We start from the raw sequence: 16,619 nt of genomic DNA on the forward strand, positions 1-16,619 counted from the left end.
CCCCTGAAAAGACGATTCCTTTCGCATGCAGCGAAAAAGGACATCGGGCGATCGCAAGGAATTTCGCAGGCACGCACCCGTGGCGGGGGAAGTGCCTGCGTGAGGAAAACGGCAGGGATTGGTTCCTTGCCGGCTCATGTGAGCAACAAGCTGGTCCGGTTTCCGGGCCGTGGTTCAAAGAGGTCCGCTGGGTCGAGATGACTTCAGGCGCAATCTTGGAAAGGTCCGCGTTCAACCGCGCCGGAATGGCAGCGGGCGGCACCACCATTGCGCCGGATCGATCCGGTGAGGCCCCCCAAATGTCCGGCACTCGTCACAATTCGCCTTCACGGCGGCGGGCCTTGCCCCGTCGGCCGGGGCTGACGGCTGCCGGGGAGACTCAGGATAATGCCCAACAAGATGCTAATCGACGCCTCCCACCCGGAGGAAACCCGCGTAGTCGTCGTTCGCGGTAGCCGTATTGAAGAATTCGATTTTGAATCACAGGACAAGAAGCAGCTCAAAGGAAACATCTACCTCGCTCGCGTAACGCGCGTCGAACCTTCCCTTCAGGCCGCCTTTGTCGAATATGGCGGGAACCGTCACGGTTTCCTCGCCTTCAGCGAAATACATCCCGACTATTATCAGATCCCCGTTGCCGATCGTCAGGCGCTGCTGCGCGCCGAGGCTGAAGACGCCGCCGAGGACGACGACGAGAACGGAGACGGCGACGAGCACTCCGATCGCGGCCGCGGCCGGCGTGGGCGCCGCCGGGGTCGCAACCGCGGGCGCGGTGAGCACAAGCGCGATACCGGCGAGGCCGAATCCGTCGAGAACGGCGAAGAAACCGAGGACGCCGTTGCAGAGGCAACGGATGCGGAACCGGAACTGGCCGCCGGCCGCGAGGATGCGGAGGCTGCGCCGGAACCGGAGCTGGCCGAAAGCGCGGAGCCTGTCGAAGAAGAGACGCCGCAAACCGCTTCCGACAGCGAGCCTTCGGACAGCGAATCCAGCGTATCGATGGCGGCTGCCGCCGACGTTCACGTGATCTCGAAGGAGGTCCCGGAGGAGTCCGCTCCCGAAAACGGCGACAGCGGCACCGTCGAGGAAATCCACCACGCCCATCATGACGACCATGAGATCGAATCGGTCGGCGCCGAAGACGCGCTTGAAGAAGTGCGCAGCCGCCGCAAGCCGCCGCGCCGGCAGTACAAGATCCAGGAAGTCATCAAGCGCCGCCAGATCCTTCTGGTGCAGGTTGTCAAGGAAGAGCGCGGCAACAAGGGCGCGGCGCTCACCACCTATCTCTCGCTGGCCGGCCGCTATTCGGTCCTGATGCCGAACACGGCGCGCGGCGGCGGCATTTCGCGCAAGATCACCAACGCCCAGGACCGCAAGCGGCTCAAGGAAGTGGTCGCCGATCTCGAAGTGCCGCAAGGCATGGGCGTGATCCTGCGCACCGCCGGCGAAAGCCGCACCAAGGCCGAGATCAAGCGCGACTACGAATATCTGATGCGGCTGTGGGAGAACGTGCGCAGCCTGACGCTGCAATCCACTGCCCCTGCCCTCGTCTATGAGGAAGGTTCGCTCATCAAGCGTTCGGTGCGCGACCTCTACAACAAGGACATCGACGAGATTCTCGTCTCCGGCGAGGAAGGCTACCGCGAGGCGAAGGACTTCATGCGCATGCTGATGCCGAGCCACGCCAAGGTCGTGCAGCCCTACCGGGACGCCTCGCCGATCTTCGCCCGCAGCGGCATCGAAGCGCAGCTCGACAAGATGCTGCAGCCGCAGGTGACGCTGAGGTCGGGCGGCTACATCATCATCAACCAGACCGAGGCGCTGGTCGCCATCGACGTCAACTCCGGGCGCTCCACCAAGGAGCACTCCATCGAGGACACCGCCCTCCAGACCAATCTGGAGGCGGCGGAGGAAGTCGCGCGGCAATTGCGCCTGCGCGACCTTGCGGGCCTCATCGTCATCGACTTCATCGACATGGAGGAGAACCGCAACAACCGCGCCGTCGAGAAGAAGCTGAAGGATTGCCTTCGCAACGACCGCGCGCGCATCCAGGTCGGCCGCATCTCGCATTTCGGCCTGATGGAAATGAGCCGCCAGCGCATCCGCGCCAGCGTGCTGGAATCGACCATGAAGCCTTGCCCGCATTGCGGCGGCACCGGCCATGTGCGCTCCGATTCGTCGGTGGCCCTGGCGGTGGTCCGCGCGATCGAGGACTTCCTGCTCAAGGATTCGCGCAGCCACATCACCGTGCGCACGCCGGTCGCGACGGCGCTTTACGTGCTCAACCACAAGCGCAGCACACTGACGGAGCTGGAGACTCGCTTCGGCCTGACCATCACGCTCGAGGCCGACGATTCGGTGGGATCGCAGCACTATGTGATCACGCGTGGCGCTCTTGCGGAGAAGCCGGAAGGCTTCGTGCCGATCCAGCCGCAGCCGGCCTATGTCGAGCCGGAGGAGCCCGAGGAAGAGATCGTCGTCGAGGAAGAGGAAGAGACGATCGAGGCCGCGGAGCAACCGCAATCTCGCGCGGAGGACGGCGAAAGCCAGCGCGACCGCAAGCGCCGCCGTCGCCGTCGTCGCCGTGGCGGCAAGGATCGCGAGTCCGAGCATGGCGCCGCGCTCGCGACCGAGGCGGGATCCACGGTTTCGAACGCTCCTGAGGGCTTTGCCGAGGAGGCCGGGACCGCCGACGAGACGGAGGAGACGGCTTCCGAAAGCGGGGCCGAGGCCGCAGCCGCCGAGGACGAAGGCGCCGCCAAGAAGCGACGTCGCGGCAAGCGTGGCGGCAAGCGGAACCGTCGCGATGCCTCGGATGAGGCCGAAAGCCCGAGCGCCGAAGCCGGTGCCGACAGTGAAGCGGCTTCCGGCGGTGAGGCGACGTCGCCCGCGCCGGATGCGCTTGCCGCTTCGGCCGATGCCGTAGAGGCGGTTGCCGAGCCGGCGGTTGCGGCTGAAGCGCCGCCTGCCGACGGCAGCGACACGCCGGCGGAAAAGCCGAAGAAGCCGCGCCGCACGACGCGCAGCAAGAAGGCGGCGGCCGACGCCCGGGCGGCTGAAGTCGTTGCCGAGCCGGCGCCAGAGGGCCCAGCACCGGAGACCCCGGCGTCGAAGGCTGAAGAGGCACCTGACGCAGCGGAAGCGCCGAAAGCCCGCCGTACGCGCCGCAAGGCAGCGCCGGCCGCGGAACCGGCTGCCGTCGCCGAGCCGGTCGTGTCGTCCACTGTCACCAGCGACGAACAAGGCGAACAGGCGGCGGAAGAAAAGCCGAAGCGCGCCGGCTGGTGGCAGCGGAAAGGTTTCTTCTGAGAAGACAGCCGCCGGGCGGATATGAAGCAATTCCGGGAAAGGTGATCCCCGCCGGAATTGCGGAGAACAAGTAGACAGATCGTTGCGCTGAAACGATCCCGCCAAATCAAAATCCCGCGCACCTTCGGTGTCGCGGGATTTTTTCATCGATGACGCGGCAAAGTTCGCAGGCGCCGCCGTGGCATCACGGCGCGAAGATCGACCAGTTCATCGTCCGGGTGAGCCTTTCCAGCGCGACGGAACCCAGCTTGGAATTGCCGTTCTCATTGAGGCCGGGCGACCATACCGCGATGGAGGCGATGCCCGGCACGATGCCGACAATGCCGCCGCCGACACCGCTCTTGCCCGGTATTCCGACCCGGAAGGCGAAGTCGCCCGAACCGTCATAATGGCCGCAGGTCAGCATCAGCGCCAGGATGCGCCGCGCCCGCTCGGCCGAGACGACGGAATGGCCCGTCTGCGGATTGCGCCCTTCATGCGCCAGGAAGCGCGTCGACAGCGCCAGTTGCCGGCAACTCATGGCAATGGCGCAATGGTGGAAATATACGCCAAGCGCCAGTTCGGGCTCGTGCTCCAGATTGTCGAAGGCGCGCATGTAGTTGGCAAGCGCGAAATTGCGGTAGCCGGTGGCCCGCTCGGAGGCCGCGACGTCGCGATCGATGATGATGCTGTCGTCGTCGGCGAGGAACTGGATGAAGCGCAGGATTTCGCCGAGTGCCTCGCGCGGCTGGTGACCGGCCAGCAGCACGTCGGTCACCACCACGGCGCCCGCATTGATGAACGGGTTGCGCGGAATGCCCATCTCCCGCTCGAGTTGCACGATGGAATTGAACGGATTGCCGGAGGGTTCCCGGCCGACCCGCCGCCATAAAGCATCGCCCACCTTGCCGAGCGCCAGCGTCAGCGTGAAGATCTTGGAAATGCTCTGGATCGAGAACGGCTCGTCGGCATCGCCCGCCGTGACGACCCGGCCGTCATTGAGCGCGACCGCAATGCCGAAACGCTGCGGATCGGCCTTGCGCAATTGCGGTATGTAGCCGGCCACCGCGCCCCGATCCGTCCTCGCCGACATGTCTTCGGCCAGCGATTGCAGCACTTCTTCCAGTTCCGCCACGTCCTTCCCCTCGCCTGCCTACTTCAGCCAACGATCGATGCGCGCCAGGGCTTCCACCATATCGTCATGGCTGCCGGCATAGGAAAAACGCATGTAGCGATGGCCTTGCAGCGGATCGAAATCGCGGCCCGGCGTGGCGGCCACATGCGCTTCGGCCAGCATGCGCCGCGCGAAAGCCATGCTGTCGTTGGTGTGCCGCGACACATCGCAGAATGCATAGAATGCGCCGTCCATGGGCGCTGCGAGTGCGAAACCCAGTTCCGGCAGGCGCTTCATCAGCAACTCGCGGTTTTGCGCATAGCGCGCCTTCACCGTTTCCAGCTCCCGGGTCGCGGAAAAGGCCTGGATGGCGGCGATCTGCGACAGTTCCGGCGCGGAAATGTAGAGGCTCTGGGCGATCCGCTCCACGGGCCGCACCATTTCTTCCGGCAGCACCATCCAGCCGATGCGCCAGCCCGTCATGCAATAATATTTGGAGAAGGAGTTTATCGCCGTGACATTCGGGCTGAAGGCCAGCGCGGTCGTGTCCGGCGCCGCATAGGCGAGCCGGTGGTAGATTTCGTCGGATATCACCGCGATGCCGAGATCCTCGGCGGTTTCGACCAGTTCTTTCAGCTCCGCGGCCGGCACGATCGCGCCGGTCGGGTTGGCCGGGCTGGCGAACAGCACGCCCTTGAGCGGCTTCTCGCGATGGGCGCTCCTGAGATGTTCGGCATGGAGATAGGTTTCGCCCGCCAGTTCGATCTCCACGACTTCGATGCCCAGCGCGGCCATGATGTTGCGGTAGGCCGGGTAGCCGGGAGCGGCGATGGCCACGCGGTCGCCGACGTCGAACATGGCCAGGAAGGCGAGATTGAAGGCCGCGGAAGAGCCGGTGGTGACGGCGATGCGCTCCGCCGAAACCTCCACACCGTAATGCTCGCCGTAATGCGCAGCGATCGCCTTGCGCAGCGGCATGAGGCCGAGCGTGTCGGTATAGCCTATGCGACCCGCCTTCAGGGCCGCCTCGGCGGCCTGCCGCACGGCGAGCGGGGCCGGGTCGGAAGGCTGGCCGACGGCCATCGAGATCACCGGATGTCGTTCGGCCTTCAGGCGGTTGGCCTCGGCCAGTATGTCCATGGCGTGGAACGGCTCGACGGCGCTGCGCCGCGAAAGCGATATGACCATTTCGACCTCGGTGCGTCGCCGGCAAACGCGCCAGCGCCGCACAATTGCCCGATTGGTGTGAGGATCACAAGGCGAGGAAGTTTGCCGTTCCGGCTTTTCATCCCTGGCCGCGTCGTCTACCAGTGAGCAAATCATGTTGAGCCTGACACGACCGACGTCCAAGATCGCAAGGGCCGCGCGCGCGCTGGCGACATTGTCGCTCGGTGCGGCGGTCGCGTTGGCGGGCACGGTTTCCAGCTTCGCCCAGGGCGTGCCGATCGTGCGCGACGCGGAGATCGAGGCGCTGGTGCGCGACTATGCGCGTCCGATCTTCAAGGCGGCCGGCCTCTCCAACGCCGGCATTCAGATCGTGCTGGTCAACGATTCCTCGTTCAACGCCTTCGTTGCCGGTCGCCGCCTGTTTATCAACACCGGCGCGTTGCTGCAGGCGGAAACGCCCAACGAGATCATCGGCGTCATCGCGCACGAATGCGGCCATCTGGCCGGCGGCCACCAGCAGAAGCTGCGCGACCAGCTCGAACGCTCCAAGACCATGGCCATCGTCGCCAGCCTGCTCGGCATGGGCGCTCTGGCCGCGGGCGCCGCCACCAACAGCCGCGGACTTGCCGGCGCAGGCATGGGCATCGCCACCGGCGGCGGCGAATTGGCGCAGCGCACCCTTCTGACCTACCAGCGTGGCGAGGAGGTCACGGCCGACCGCTCGGCGATCACCTATCTCAACGCCACCGGCCAATCCGGCAAGGGCATGCTGAAGACGTTCGAGCGTTTCCAGAATGCGTTGTCGCTTTCCGGCGCGCAGGTCGATCCCTACCGCATCAGCCACCCGATGCCGCAGGAGCGCATCGCCAACCTGCAGACGCTGGTGCATCAGAGCCCCTATTTCGACAAGACGGATTCTCCGGCGTTGCAGCAGCGCCACGACATGATGCGGGTCAAGATCGCCGCTTTCACCCAGGGCCAGGCGGCGACCTCGCGGCTGCTGCGCAAGAACCCGGATCAGTTGGCGGTTCAATATGGCGATGCCATTTCGACCTATCTGAACGGCAATCCCGGCACGGCGCTGACCAAGGCCGATGCGCTGGTCAAAAAGCAGCCGAAGAACCCGTATTTCCAGGAACTGCGCGGCGACATCCTGATGAAGGCCAACAAGCCCGCGGAGGCCGCCGGCGCCTACGCCAAGGCCGCCAGCCTCGATTCTGCCAGATCCGGTCTCCTGCCGGTGTCCTACGGACAGGCCTTGATGGCGGTCGGAACGCCCGATTCGCTCAAGAAAGCCGTCACACAGATTTCCAGCGGGCTGGAGCGTGATCGCGAGAACACCGCTGGCTATCGCTATCTGGCGCAGGCCTATGGCGAGCTGGGGCAGATTTCGAAGGCCGATCTGGCGACGGCGGAAGGCTACTATTACGGCGGGGCCTACAAGGACGCCAAGATCTTCGCCATGCGCGCGCAAAAAGGCATGAAGCCGGGTGAACCCGGTTGGGTCAGGGCGCAGGACATCATAAACTACGGAACATCGGGCAAGAAGAACTGAGTGCCCGGCCGCGGCGGCGGACGGTAAAGGAAGGACCACGACGATGAAGAAGGCTTTTGTTCTCGGCACCGCGAGTGCCGCTGCGGCGGCGTTGCTGGCGTTCGGCATTGCGGCCGGCAGCACCGGCGCGGCACGGGCGCAAGACCCGTCGGGCGCCTTGCAGGTATCGCCCAACGGCACCATCGATCGCACGCAGATCGAAAACGTCGTGCGCGACTATCTGCTCAAGAATCCCGAGATCATGCTCGAAGTGCAGGACGCGCTGGAGGCCAAGCAGAAGGAGGCGCAGGCTCTCGCTTCCCAGGGCGTCATCCAGCAGAACAAGGACGAGATCTTCAATTCCAAGTTCGACGGCGTGGTCGGCAACCCCAAGGGCAAGGTCACCATCGTCGAGTTCTATGACTACAATTGCGGCTTCTGCAAACGCGCCATCGAGGACATGCAGGCCCTGACGAAGACGAATCCGGAGCTGCGCTTCGTGCTGAAGGAGTTCCCCATCCTCGGCCCGGATTCGCACAAGGCCAGCATCGTCTCCATGGCTTTCCACAAGATGATGCCGGAGAAATACGGCGAGTTCCACACCGCTCTGCTCGGCGGCGCAGGGCGCGCGACCGAGGCGGCTGCCATCAAGGTGGCGCTGTCGCTCGGCGCCGACGAGAAGAAGCTGCGCGAAGGCATGAAGGACCCCTCGATCAACGAAGCGTTCTCGCGCACCTACGACCTGGCCTCCAAGCTGGCCATCAGCGGCACGCCCTCCTACGTGATCGGCAACGAGGTCGTGTTCGGCGCGCTCGGCAAGGACGTGCTGGCCGAGAAGATCGCCGCGGCCAAGCCGACGCTTTAGAATTCCTTCATCTGGCGCTGTCAGAGCTGCTGTGGACAGCGCAAGAACGCACTTGCGCTCTTTTCGCCGTGGCCTATGCCCATTATAGAAGGCCTCGCAACAAGGCTTGGCGCATCGGTTTGCGCCGGGAAAGATCGCTTTGAAAACGATTTTCGTTCTGAACGGACCCAACCTCAACATGCTCGGCAAGCGCGAGCCGTCGATCTATGGGACCAGGACGCTGGACGACATCGCAGCCGATTGCCGCGAGGCCGGCGCCGAGCTTGGTTTGCAGATAGACTTCCGCCAGTCGAACCACGAGGGCGATCTTGTCACCTGGATACAGGAAGCGGCGGAAGCTGCGGCAGGCATCGTGCTCAACGCCGGCGCTTATACGCACACCTCAATTGCCATCCATGATGCGATCCGCGGCGTGGCGCCAGTGCCCGTCGTGGAAGTGCATCTGTCGAACATCCACGCGCGGGAACCGTTCCGCCACGTCTCCAAGGTCGCGCCGCACGCTCTCGGCATGATCTGCGGCTTCGGGCCGCTCGGATACGTGCTGGCGCTGCGGGCGCTCGCCGACCGCCTGTAAGGCGGCGCGGGCACGCGGAAAAAAGAAGGGCCGATCATGAGTACAAAGAAAACCGACGTTGACCAGCAGCTCATCCGCGATCTCGCGGGCATCCTGAACGACACCAATCTGACCGAGATCGAGGTCGAGCTGGGCGATCTGAAGCTGCGGGTCTCGCGTCATGCGCCTGCCGTCCACGCGGTTGCGGCGCCGGCAGCCTATGCGCAGCCGGCCCAACCGGCGGCCGCTCCGGCAGCCGCGGCCCCGGCCGCGTCGCCCGCCGTTGACACGGCGAAGAACGCCGTGCCCTCGCCCATGGTCGGCACGGCCTATCTGGCGCCCGCGCCGGACGCCAGGCCTTTCATCGAGGTCGGGCAGAAGGTCACGCAGGGCCAGACGCTGCTGATCATCGAGGCGATGAAGACGATGAACCAGATCCCCTCGCCCCGCGCCGGCACCGTCACCGCCATCCTGGTGGAGGATGCGGCGCCGGTCGAATACGGTATGCCGCTGGTCGTGGTCGAATAGGCCGGGAACGGGCGGATGTTCCAGAAGATCCTCATCGCCAATCGCGGCGAAATCGCGCTGAGAGTGCTGCGGGCCTGCAAGGAGCTCGGCATCCAGACCGTGGTGGTGCATTCCACCGCCGACGCCGACGCCATGCATGTGCGTCTGGCCGACGAAAGCGTCTGCATAGGGCCGCCGCCGTCCCGCGACAGCTATCTCAACATCCATCAGATCGTGGCGGCCTGCGAGATCACCGGCGCGGATGCCGTGCATCCCGGCTACGGCTTCCTGTCCGAGAATGCCAAGTTCTCCGACATCCTCGCGGCTCACAACATCACCTTCATCGGGCCTTCGGGCGACCATATCCGCATCATGGGCGACAAGATCGAGGCCAAGCGCACCGCCAAGCGCCTCGGCATTCCCGTCGTGCCGGGTTCGGAAGGCGCGGTCTCGGACGAGAAGGAAGCCAAGCGCATCGCGGCCGAGATCGGCTATCCGGTCATCATCAAGGCTTCCGCCGGCGGCGGCGGCCGCGGCATGAAGGTGGCGCGCAACGAGGACGAACTGAACGTCGCCCTGGCGACCGCCCGTTCGGAAGCCGGCGCCGCGTTCGGCGACGACGCCGTCTACATCGAGAAATATCTGGAAAAGCCGCGCCATATCGAGTTGCAGGTGTTCGGCGACGGAGCCGGCCATGGCGTGCATTTCGGCGAGCGCGACTGTTCGCTGCAACGCCGCCACCAGAAGGTCTGGGAGGAGGCGCTTTCGCCCGCCCTCAACGACGAGGAACGCGCGCGGATCGGCGGCATCTGCGCGAGCGCCGTGGCCGATCTCGGCTATTCCGGCGCCGGCACCATCGAGTTCCTCTACGAGGACGGCCAGTTCTACTTCATCGAGATGAACACGCGTCTTCAGGTCGAGCATCCGGTGACGGAGGCGATCACCGGCATCGATCTCGTGCACGAGCAGATTCGGGTCGCGTCCGGCGGCGGGCTCTCGGTGCGGCAGGAGGACATCAAGTTCAACGGCCACGCCATCGAATGCCGCATCAACGCCGAGGACCCGCGCACCTTCACGCCCTCGCCCGGCACGATCACGCATTTCCACACGCCGGGTGGCCTCGGCATCCGCGTCGATTCGGGCGTCTATTCCGGCTACCGCATCCCGCCCTACTACGACAGCCTGATCGGCAAGCTCATCGTGCACGGCCGCAACCGCGTGGAATGCATGATGCGCCTGCGCAGGGCGCTGGACGAGTTCGTCGTCGACGGCATCAAGACCACCTTGCCGCTGTTCCGCGATCTTGTCGGCAACCCCGACATCGCCAATGGCGACTACGACATTCATTGGCTGGAGAAATATCTGGCCAAGACGGAGTAGAATATCGTGCGTTCCCCGGGAGGCGCGTCCGCGCACATGCCGCGCGGCTCCCGGGAGCGGCAATGATATTGGGACGCATGCTCCGATGACCCGTCCTTTTGCGCCCGGCTTCCGGATTCCGACCAACCTGCTGCTGAAGGCATACGCCTCCGGCGTCTTCCCGATGGCCGAGAGCGCTTCCGATCCGGAAGTGTTCTGGGTTCGCCCGGAGATTCGCGGCATCATTCCGCTCGACGGCTTCCACGTCCCCAAAAGCCTGCGCAAGGCGCTTCGCAGAAGTCCGCTCGAAATCCGCTTCGATTCCGATTTCGAGGCGACGATAGAAGCCTGCGCCGAAAGCCGCGAGGAACGCCGCTCGACCTGGATCAACGAGCCGATCCGCGAAGCCTACACGCAACTTCACCATATGGGCCATTGCCATTCCGTGGAGGCCTGGCGCGAAGAACGGCTGGTCGGGGGCCTCTACGGCGTCTCGCTCGGCCGCGTCTTCTTCGGCGAGAGCATGTTCTCCAAGGAAACCGACGCCTCCAAGATTTGCCTCGTACATCTGGTCGAGCGCTTGCGGGAGCGCGGCTTCGCCCTGCTCGACACCCAGTTCACCACGGAGCACCTGAAGCGCTTCGGCGCCGTCGACGTTCCGCGCACGCAATACGAGCAGATGCTCGCCGACGCCCTGGCGGGAGAGGCCGTATTCAGCCCCTGAGGCGTAGTCGGCGGACGGCCGTCAGCCTTTCTTTTTCGGCGCGCTCTCAAGCGGCGTCTGCGCGTGGAACATCATCTTCCAGCCATTGGCGCGCCGCACATAGCCGGTGCTCACCAGCGCCGCATAGGCCTCGCCGTTCTCGCGCGTGGCATGGGCTTCATAAGTCAGCATCACCACGTCGCTGCCGGGCTCGACCATGCCCTTGAGGTCCATCTTCAGGTCGCGCCAGCGATTGGGATTCTGGGCCGTTTCGGCAAGGTCGGCATTGCTCATGGTCTTCGCCATGCCGGGAAAGGCGACCAGGCATTCCTTGTCCGCATTGGCCTTGTAGTAGGTCTCGCCAAGGGTCCAGAAACCCTTTTCCAGTTCGAGCAGTTCCTTCTCGCTGGCCATCACGGACATTCCTCCTGCCTCTTTGCGCCCCGCGTTCCAACGCATGGCTGCTACAGGGGTTCCGTAGGATCAGTCCGCGCTGTCCCCGTCCGGCGCCGCCGATCCGGTGTCCGCAGGCGCCGCGGCCGCGCCGCCGTCCTGATTCTGGTCAGGTTCATTCTGGGCCGGCGCGGGCGCGGCTTTCGCCGAGCCGGGCGCAGGCACGTCCGATTTCTGTTTGCAGGCCTTCAGCCACACGTCGTAGACGGGGTGTTCCACCGCGTTGAGGCCGGGGCTTTCGGCGAACATCCAGCCGGTGAAGATGCGCCTTATCTTCCTGTCCAGCGTGATCTCGTCGACCTCGACGAAGGAATCGGTCTTCGGCTCTTCCGCGCCCGGGCGCGAATAGCAGATGCGCGGCGTCACCTGCAGCGCGCCGAACTGCACGGTTTCGTTGATATAGACGTCGAAGGTGATGATGCGGCCGGTGATCTTGTCGATGCCGGCGAATTCGGCCACCGGATTGGCCACTCGCGCCACCGCGCTCGGCTCCGCGGCCGAAGCCAGCACGCAGCCGGCCAGCATGGCGGCCACGGCCGCCGTCGCACCAATCTGGATTCGGCCTGGGATTTTCATTCAGATACCGGATGTTTGCGCCCGCCACTATCGGCTCGGCCAGCCATTAGACCGCAAATGTGGCGACAAAGGACCGGCACGCGGCGGACGCTCAGGAACCGGGAGTCCAGGCGTCGTAGTCGCCGGTCACCTGCGGACGATGCCGGCTGCCCAGCAGCGATCCCAGCGGCCTGTAGGCTGCCGGGCTGCCGGTCAGATTCGGCTGATGCGGCTTCTGCCATTCGCGCGGCTTGTAGTTCTCGTCCGGCGGCGGCGTGTCGTCGCGATGATGGATCCAGCCGTGCCAGCCGGGCGGAATGGAGGACGCTTCCGAATAGCCGGAATAGATCACCCAGCGGCGGGTCATACCGTCCGAGTTCAGGCCGCCTTCGTAGTAGACGTTGCCGAACTCGTCGCGGCCGACTTCCTTGCCGAAACGCCAGGTGTAGAAGCGCGTGCCGAGCGTCTGGCGGTTCCACCAGGTGAAAAACTGCAAAAGGAAGGCTTTCATGCTGACCTCGCGGGCAATGCCGTTGCCCTGCTTATGGCGTCAGCTTTGCATGAAGGCAAGGGTTTTGCCGCCATGCGACGGCCTCTATTGCACCGCAGCATCTTGCAAAGCACCCTCGATCTTTCTAGAGCGGGTCAACGGACGGATCGAGCCGGCTCCATCGGCCGATCGCGTCGCCGGTCGGGGAGGAAACCATGACCGCAGCCGATGCCGGGGGCCGGACAACCCCCGAGGCCATCCGCGCCCGCAAAGGCGGCGCCCCTGTCGTGTGCCTCACAGCCTATAGCTATCCGTTCGCCCGGCTGCTCGATCCCCATGTGGACCTGCTGCTCGTCGGCGACAGCGTGGCCATGGTGCAGCACGGCCATCCCACGACGCTCGGCGCCACCATGGAGATGATGATTCTCCACGGCCAGGCGGTGATGCGCGGTTCGCAGCGCGCCTGCGTGGTGGTGGACATGCCCGCCGGCAGCTATGAGGGCTCCCCGCAACAAGCGCTCGCATCCGCCCGCCGCATCGTGGCGGAAACCGGCTGCCAGGCGGTGAAGCTGGAAGGCGGCGCTGGCATGGAGCCGCAGATCGCCGCCATCGTCGCGGCCGGCATTCCGGTGATGGGACATATCGGCCTGCTGCCCCAGTCCGTCGAGAAGGACGGCGGCTACACCATCAAGGGCGGAACCGCCGATGCCGTCGCGGCACTGCTAGCGGACGCCGAGGCGGTGGAGCGCGCTGGCGCGTTCTCCTTCGTCATAGAAGGCACGATGGATCCGGTCGCCGCAGAGATCACCCGCCGCGCGGCGATCCCCACCGTCGGCATCGGCGCCAGCGCCATGTGCGACGGCCAGATTCTCGTCATCGACGACGCGGTCGGGCTCACCGTCGACCGCGTGCCCAAATTCGTGAAGGAATATGCCGACCTGCGCGGCGTCGTGGCCGAAGCCGCGCGGCATTACGCCGCCGAAGTGCGCGCCCGCAGCTTCCCCGGCCCCGAACATGTCTTCCTGCCGAAGGACAGCCAAGCATCATGAACAGCCCGCAAATCGTTGAAACGGTTGCCGATCTGCGTGCCGTGGTACGATCCTGGCGCAACGAAGGCCTGCGCGTCGCCATGGTGCCCACGATGGGCGCCCTGCACGACGGCCACATCTCTTTGACACGCCTCGCCCTGGAACGCGCCGACCGTTGCGTGGTCTCGATCTTCGTCAATCCGACGCAGTTCGCCCCAAACGAAGACCTCGACAAATATCCGCGGCAGCTCGCCGCCGATCTCGACAGGCTGGCGGAGGCAGGCGTGCAGCTCGCCTACACGCCTCCGGCGACGGAAATGTATCCCGAGGGGTTCGCTGCGAAAATCATCGTGGGCGGACCCTCGGCCGGCCTGGAGACCGACTTCCGGCCCACCTTCTTCGAAGGCGTCGCGACGGTGGTGGCGAAATTGCTGCTGCAGGCCGCGCCCGATCTCGCGGTGTTCGGCGAGAAGGACTACCAGCAGCTATGCGTGGTGAAGAAACTCTGCCGCGACCTCGACATTCCGGTCGAGATCGTTGCCGCCCCCACGGTTCGCGATGCGGAAGGTCTCGCCATGTCGTCGCGCAACGCCTATCTCTCGCCGGCCGAACTGGGCGTCGCCCGCCAGTTGAACAGGATATTGCGGCAGGCGGCCGAAGCCCTGCGCTCGGGCGCGGGCGAGACGGAGACGCTCTCTGCCGCCCGGAAGCAGCTGTTGGACGCCGGCTTCGGCACGGTGGACTACGTCGAAGCGCGCGAAAGCCTGACGCTGGCGCCGTGGCGGATCGACCGGCACGGGCGCATACTCGCTGCCGTGCGCCTTGGCGGCACGCGGCTGATCGACAATCTCGAAATATAGAGCCGCGGTTCTAAGCCAAAGGCTTGACCATCGTTACGACGGTTGCGCTGACCCATTGCGTGGCGGTCCGGCGGTTGCGCTCGGTGAACCCCTTGGCCTGATAGAATTTGAGGGCCCTGACGTTCCGGGCCTCGACGTCCAGCCGCATGAGCCGGCAGTCCCAGAACGAATCCTCCAGCTCGGCAAGCAGCAGGCTTCCCGCGCCCCTGCCCTGCATGCCGGGCCGGACGTTGAGTTCCTCGATCTCGACCACTTCGGGGTCGCTTTCCGGAATCGCGGCAAAAGCCATCCCGGCCAATTCAGAGCCGGTATCGGCGACGATGAATTCCGACCTCGGCCGGCGCAGCAATTGCCTCAGCCAGGTTTGCGAATGCCACCGCTCGGAAATGGCCTCGACACCTTCGCGACCGTAAAGCTCGTCATAGGTGGTGTGCCAGGTCTCGATTAGCAGGGCGCGAACCGCTTCGAGATCGCGCTCGCCGGCGGTGCGGATGAACATTATTCGATGCCGAGCTTGGCCTTGACCAGATCGTTCACGGCCTGCGGGTTGGCCTTGCCGCCCGTCGCCTTCATCACCTGCCCGACGAACCATCCGGCCATGGTTGGCTTGGCCCTGGCCTGCTCCACCTTCTCCGGGTTCGCGGCGATGACCTCGTCCACGGCTTTCTCGATCGCGCCGGTGTCGGTGACCTGCTTCATGCCGCGCTTTTCAACGATTTCCCTCGGATCGCCGCCTTCGTTCCAGACGACCTCGAACAGGTCCTTGGCGATCTTGCCGGAAATGGTGCCTTCCTTGATCAGGTCGATGACGGCGCCGATCTGCTCGGGCGAGACCGGCGCTTCCTCGATGCTCCTGCCCGCCTTGTTCAAGGCGCCCAGCAGGTCGTTGATGACCCAGTTCGCGGCCGTCTTGCCGTCGCGGCCTTCCACCACCTTCTCGAAATAGTCGGCGATGGCCTTTTCCGACACCAGGATCGAGGCGTCGTAAGCCGACAGGCCGAGCTTTTCGACGAAACGCGCCTTCTTGTCGTCCGGCAGTTCCGTCAGGTCCTTGGCCAGTTCATCCACATAGGCCTGATCGAATTCGAGCGGCAGAAGGTCGGGATCGGGGAAATAGCGGTAGTCGTGCGCTTCCTCCTTGCTGCGCATGGAACGCGTCTCGCCCTTGTTCGGGTCGAACAGCCGCGTCTCCTGGTCGATCTTGCCGCCGTCCTCCAGAACCGCGATCTGGCGGCGCGCCTCGTATTCGATGGCCTGGCCGACGAAGCGGATGGAATTGACGTTCTTGATCTCGCAGCGCGTGCCGAACGGCTCGCCGGGCCGCCGCACCGAAACGTTCACGTCGGCGCGCATGGAGCCTTCGTCCATGTTGCCGTCGCAGGTGCCGAGATAGCGCACGATGGTCCGGAGCTTGATCAGATAGGCCTTGGCCTCGTCGGAAGAGCGCATGTCCGGTTTCGACACGATCTCCATCAGGGCGACGCCGGAACGGTTCAGATCGACATAGGACATCGTCGGGTGCTGGTCGTGCATCGACTTGCCGGCATCCTGCTCGAGATGCAGGCGCTCGATGCCCACCTCGATGTCCTCGAACTTACCCTCGCGGTCCGGCCCGACGGACACCGTCACCGTGCCCTCGCCCACGATCGGCTGCTTGTACTGCGATATCTGATAGCCCTGCGGCAGGTCCGGATAGAAATAGTTCTTGCGGTCGAACACCGACTTCAGGTTGATCTGCGCCTTGAGCCCGAGACCGGTGCGGATGGCCTGCCTGACGCACTCCTCGTTGATGACCGGCAGCATGCCCGGCATCGCCGCGTCCACGAAGCTGACATTCGCGTTCGGCGCCGCGCCGAAGGCCGTGGAGGCGCCGGAGAACAGCTTGGCTTCCGACGTGACCTGCGCGTGCACCTCCATGCCGATGATGACCTCCCAGTCGCCGGTGGCGCCGGGGATGAGGCGTTTGGCGTCGGGCGTGCGGGTATCGATGATGGTCATGGGAGCCTGCGGTCGAATTTCGATAGCGGATATGCGTGGCGCATAGCCGAAGTTACCGCCTTCGCTAGTGCAAAGCGGCCTTTGAGGCAAGGCCCGCGCCTCGCCTCCGGCAGTGCCTGGGCGGGCGGGCCGCTAGCGCTCGCCT

The 16,619-nt window shown here is 65.0% G+C and carries 16 protein-coding genes; 9 read left to right on the forward strand and 7 right to left on the reverse strand.

Annotated elements, in window-relative coordinates:
• Nucleotides 1-387 precede the first annotated feature (387 nt).
• Entirely contained in the window at nt 388-3,309 is a 2,922-nt protein-coding gene (locus QU595_RS15190) for a ribonuclease E/G (protein ID WP_315923355.1), read from the forward strand.
• Nucleotides 3,310-3,493: 184 nt separating this feature from the next.
• Here QU595_RS15190 and QU595_RS15195 read toward each other — a convergent pair whose 3' ends face one another.
• Nucleotides 3,494-4,423: a glutaminase gene (locus QU595_RS15195; protein ID WP_315923357.1), complete on the reverse strand. Its 930-nt coding sequence runs from the start codon at nt 4,421-4,423 to the stop codon at nt 3,494-3,496.
• Between the two features lie 18 nt (nt 4,424-4,441).
• Nucleotides 4,442-5,590 (reverse strand): pyridoxal phosphate-dependent aminotransferase, encoded by a 1,149-nt coding sequence (locus QU595_RS15200; protein WP_315923359.1) that lies wholly within the window; start codon nt 5,588-5,590, stop codon nt 4,442-4,444.
• A 133-nt stretch (nt 5,591-5,723) separates the two neighbouring features.
• Here QU595_RS15200 and QU595_RS15205 point away from each other — a divergent pair, with 133 nt between their 5' ends.
• The 6 genes from QU595_RS15205 to aat all read left to right on the forward strand — a co-directional run bounded on the left by QU595_RS15205 (nt 5,724) and on the right by aat (nt 11,111).
• Nucleotides 5,724-7,124, forward strand: a complete 1,401-nt coding sequence (locus QU595_RS15205; protein ID WP_315923361.1) for a M48 family metalloprotease — start codon at nt 5,724-5,726, stop codon at nt 7,122-7,124.
• A gap of 43 nt (nt 7,125-7,167) precedes the next feature.
• The gene (locus QU595_RS15210) at nt 7,168-7,968 is read left to right on the forward strand and encodes a DsbA family protein (RefSeq protein WP_315923363.1); all 801 of its coding nucleotides are present in this window, start codon (nt 7,168-7,170) and stop codon (nt 7,966-7,968) included.
• A 139-nt stretch (nt 7,969-8,107) separates the two neighbouring features.
• On the forward strand, nt 8,108-8,542 hold the full coding sequence (aroQ, locus tag QU595_RS15215; protein ID WP_315923365.1) for a type II 3-dehydroquinate dehydratase: 435 nt from the start codon (nt 8,108-8,110) through the stop codon (nt 8,540-8,542).
• 36 nt (nt 8,543-8,578) lie between these two features.
• Nucleotides 8,579-9,049, forward strand: coding sequence for an acetyl-CoA carboxylase biotin carboxyl carrier protein (gene accB, locus QU595_RS15220; protein ID WP_315923367.1), 471 nt, complete (start codon nt 8,579-8,581; stop codon nt 9,047-9,049).
• Nucleotides 9,050-9,064: 15 nt separating this feature from the next.
• Complete coding sequence (gene accC / locus QU595_RS15225) at nt 9,065-10,408, forward strand: acetyl-CoA carboxylase biotin carboxylase subunit (RefSeq protein ID WP_315923369.1); 1,344 nt, start codon at nt 9,065-9,067, stop codon at nt 10,406-10,408.
• An 85-nt stretch (nt 10,409-10,493) separates the two neighbouring features.
• Nucleotides 10,494-11,111 (forward strand): leucyl/phenylalanyl-tRNA--protein transferase, encoded by a 618-nt coding sequence (gene aat / locus QU595_RS15230; protein ID WP_315923371.1) that lies wholly within the window; start codon nt 10,494-10,496, stop codon nt 11,109-11,111.
• A gap of 21 nt (nt 11,112-11,132) precedes the next feature.
• Here aat and QU595_RS15235 read toward each other — a convergent pair whose 3' ends face one another.
• From QU595_RS15235 to QU595_RS15245, 3 genes are all read right to left on the reverse strand, one after another.
• Nucleotides 11,133-11,504 carry a hypothetical protein gene (locus QU595_RS15235; protein ID WP_315923373.1) on the reverse strand — a complete coding sequence of 124 codons (372 nt, stop codon included), beginning with the start codon at nt 11,502-11,504 and terminating at the stop codon, nt 11,133-11,135.
• 69 nt (nt 11,505-11,573) lie between these two features.
• Nucleotides 11,574-12,119: a DUF2155 domain-containing protein gene (locus tag QU595_RS15240; protein ID WP_410000508.1), complete on the reverse strand. Its 546-nt coding sequence runs from the start codon at nt 12,117-12,119 to the stop codon at nt 11,574-11,576.
• 91 nt (nt 12,120-12,210) lie between these two features.
• Entirely contained in the window at nt 12,211-12,609 is a 399-nt protein-coding gene (locus QU595_RS15245) for an NADH:ubiquinone oxidoreductase subunit NDUFA12 (RefSeq protein ID WP_315923375.1), read from the reverse strand.
• Nucleotides 12,610-12,803: 194 nt separating this feature from the next.
• On the opposite strand from QU595_RS15245, the gene panB reads away from it, so the two are divergent.
• Both panB and panC read left to right on the forward strand, forming a co-directional pair.
• Entirely contained in the window at nt 12,804-13,637 is an 834-nt protein-coding gene (gene panB, locus QU595_RS15250; RefSeq protein ID WP_315923377.1) for a 3-methyl-2-oxobutanoate hydroxymethyltransferase, read from the forward strand.
• Complete coding sequence (panC, locus tag QU595_RS15255) at nt 13,634-14,476, forward strand: pantoate--beta-alanine ligase (protein WP_315923379.1); 843 nt, start codon at nt 13,634-13,636, stop codon at nt 14,474-14,476. Before panB ends, panC begins: the two co-directional genes overlap by 4 nt.
• A gap of 10 nt (nt 14,477-14,486) precedes the next feature.
• Here the strand turns inward: panC and QU595_RS15260 are convergent, their stop codons facing one another.
• Together QU595_RS15260 and gatB are read right to left on the reverse strand one after the other, a co-directional pair.
• Entirely contained in the window at nt 14,487-14,975 is a 489-nt protein-coding gene (locus tag QU595_RS15260; protein WP_315923381.1) for a GNAT family N-acetyltransferase, read from the reverse strand.
• Nucleotides 14,975-16,474: an Asp-tRNA(Asn)/Glu-tRNA(Gln) amidotransferase subunit GatB gene (gatB, locus tag QU595_RS15265; protein ID WP_315923383.1), complete on the reverse strand. Its 1,500-nt coding sequence runs from the start codon at nt 16,472-16,474 to the stop codon at nt 14,975-14,977. Before gatB ends, QU595_RS15260 begins: the two co-directional genes overlap by 1 nt.
• Nucleotides 16,475-16,619: the final 145 nt, after the last annotated feature.

This window comes from Mesorhizobium sp. SP-1A, assembly GCF_032460275.1.
Taxonomy (GTDB): Bacteria; Pseudomonadota; Alphaproteobacteria; order Rhizobiales; family Rhizobiaceae; genus Mesorhizobium.

Coding starts and splice junctions, on each gene's coding strand:
- QU595_RS15190 (WP_315923355.1), top strand. CDS start 388: ATGCCCAACAAGATGCTAATCGACGCCTCCCACCCGGAGGAAACCCGC.
- QU595_RS15200 (WP_315923359.1), bottom strand. CDS start 5,590: ATGGTCATATCGCTTTCGCGGCGCAGCGCCGTCGAGCCGTTCCACGCC.
- QU595_RS15205 (WP_315923361.1), top strand. CDS start 5,724: ATGTTGAGCCTGACACGACCGACGTCCAAGATCGCAAGGGCCGCGCGC.
- QU595_RS15210 (WP_315923363.1), top strand. CDS start 7,168: ATGAAGAAGGCTTTTGTTCTCGGCACCGCGAGTGCCGCTGCGGCGGCG.
- accB (WP_315923367.1), top strand. CDS start 8,579: ATGAGTACAAAGAAAACCGACGTTGACCAGCAGCTCATCCGCGATCTC.
- accC (WP_315923369.1), top strand. CDS start 9,065: ATGTTCCAGAAGATCCTCATCGCCAATCGCGGCGAAATCGCGCTGAGA.
- aat (WP_315923371.1), top strand. CDS start 10,494: ATGACCCGTCCTTTTGCGCCCGGCTTCCGGATTCCGACCAACCTGCTG.
- QU595_RS15235 (WP_315923373.1), bottom strand. CDS start 11,504: ATGGCCAGCGAGAAGGAACTGCTCGAACTGGAAAAGGGTTTCTGGACC.
- QU595_RS15240 (WP_410000508.1), bottom strand. CDS start 12,119: ATGAAAATCCCAGGCCGAATCCAGATTGGTGCGACGGCGGCCGTGGCC.
- QU595_RS15245 (WP_315923375.1), bottom strand. CDS start 12,609: ATGAAAGCCTTCCTTTTGCAGTTTTTCACCTGGTGGAACCGCCAGACG.
- panB (WP_315923377.1), top strand. CDS start 12,804: ATGACCGCAGCCGATGCCGGGGGCCGGACAACCCCCGAGGCCATCCGC.
- panC (WP_315923379.1), top strand. CDS start 13,634: ATGAACAGCCCGCAAATCGTTGAAACGGTTGCCGATCTGCGTGCCGTG.
- QU595_RS15260 (WP_315923381.1), bottom strand. CDS start 14,975: ATGTTCATCCGCACCGCCGGCGAGCGCGATCTCGAAGCGGTTCGCGCC.
- gatB (WP_315923383.1), bottom strand. CDS start 16,474: ATGACCATCATCGATACCCGCACGCCCGACGCCAAACGCCTCATCCCC.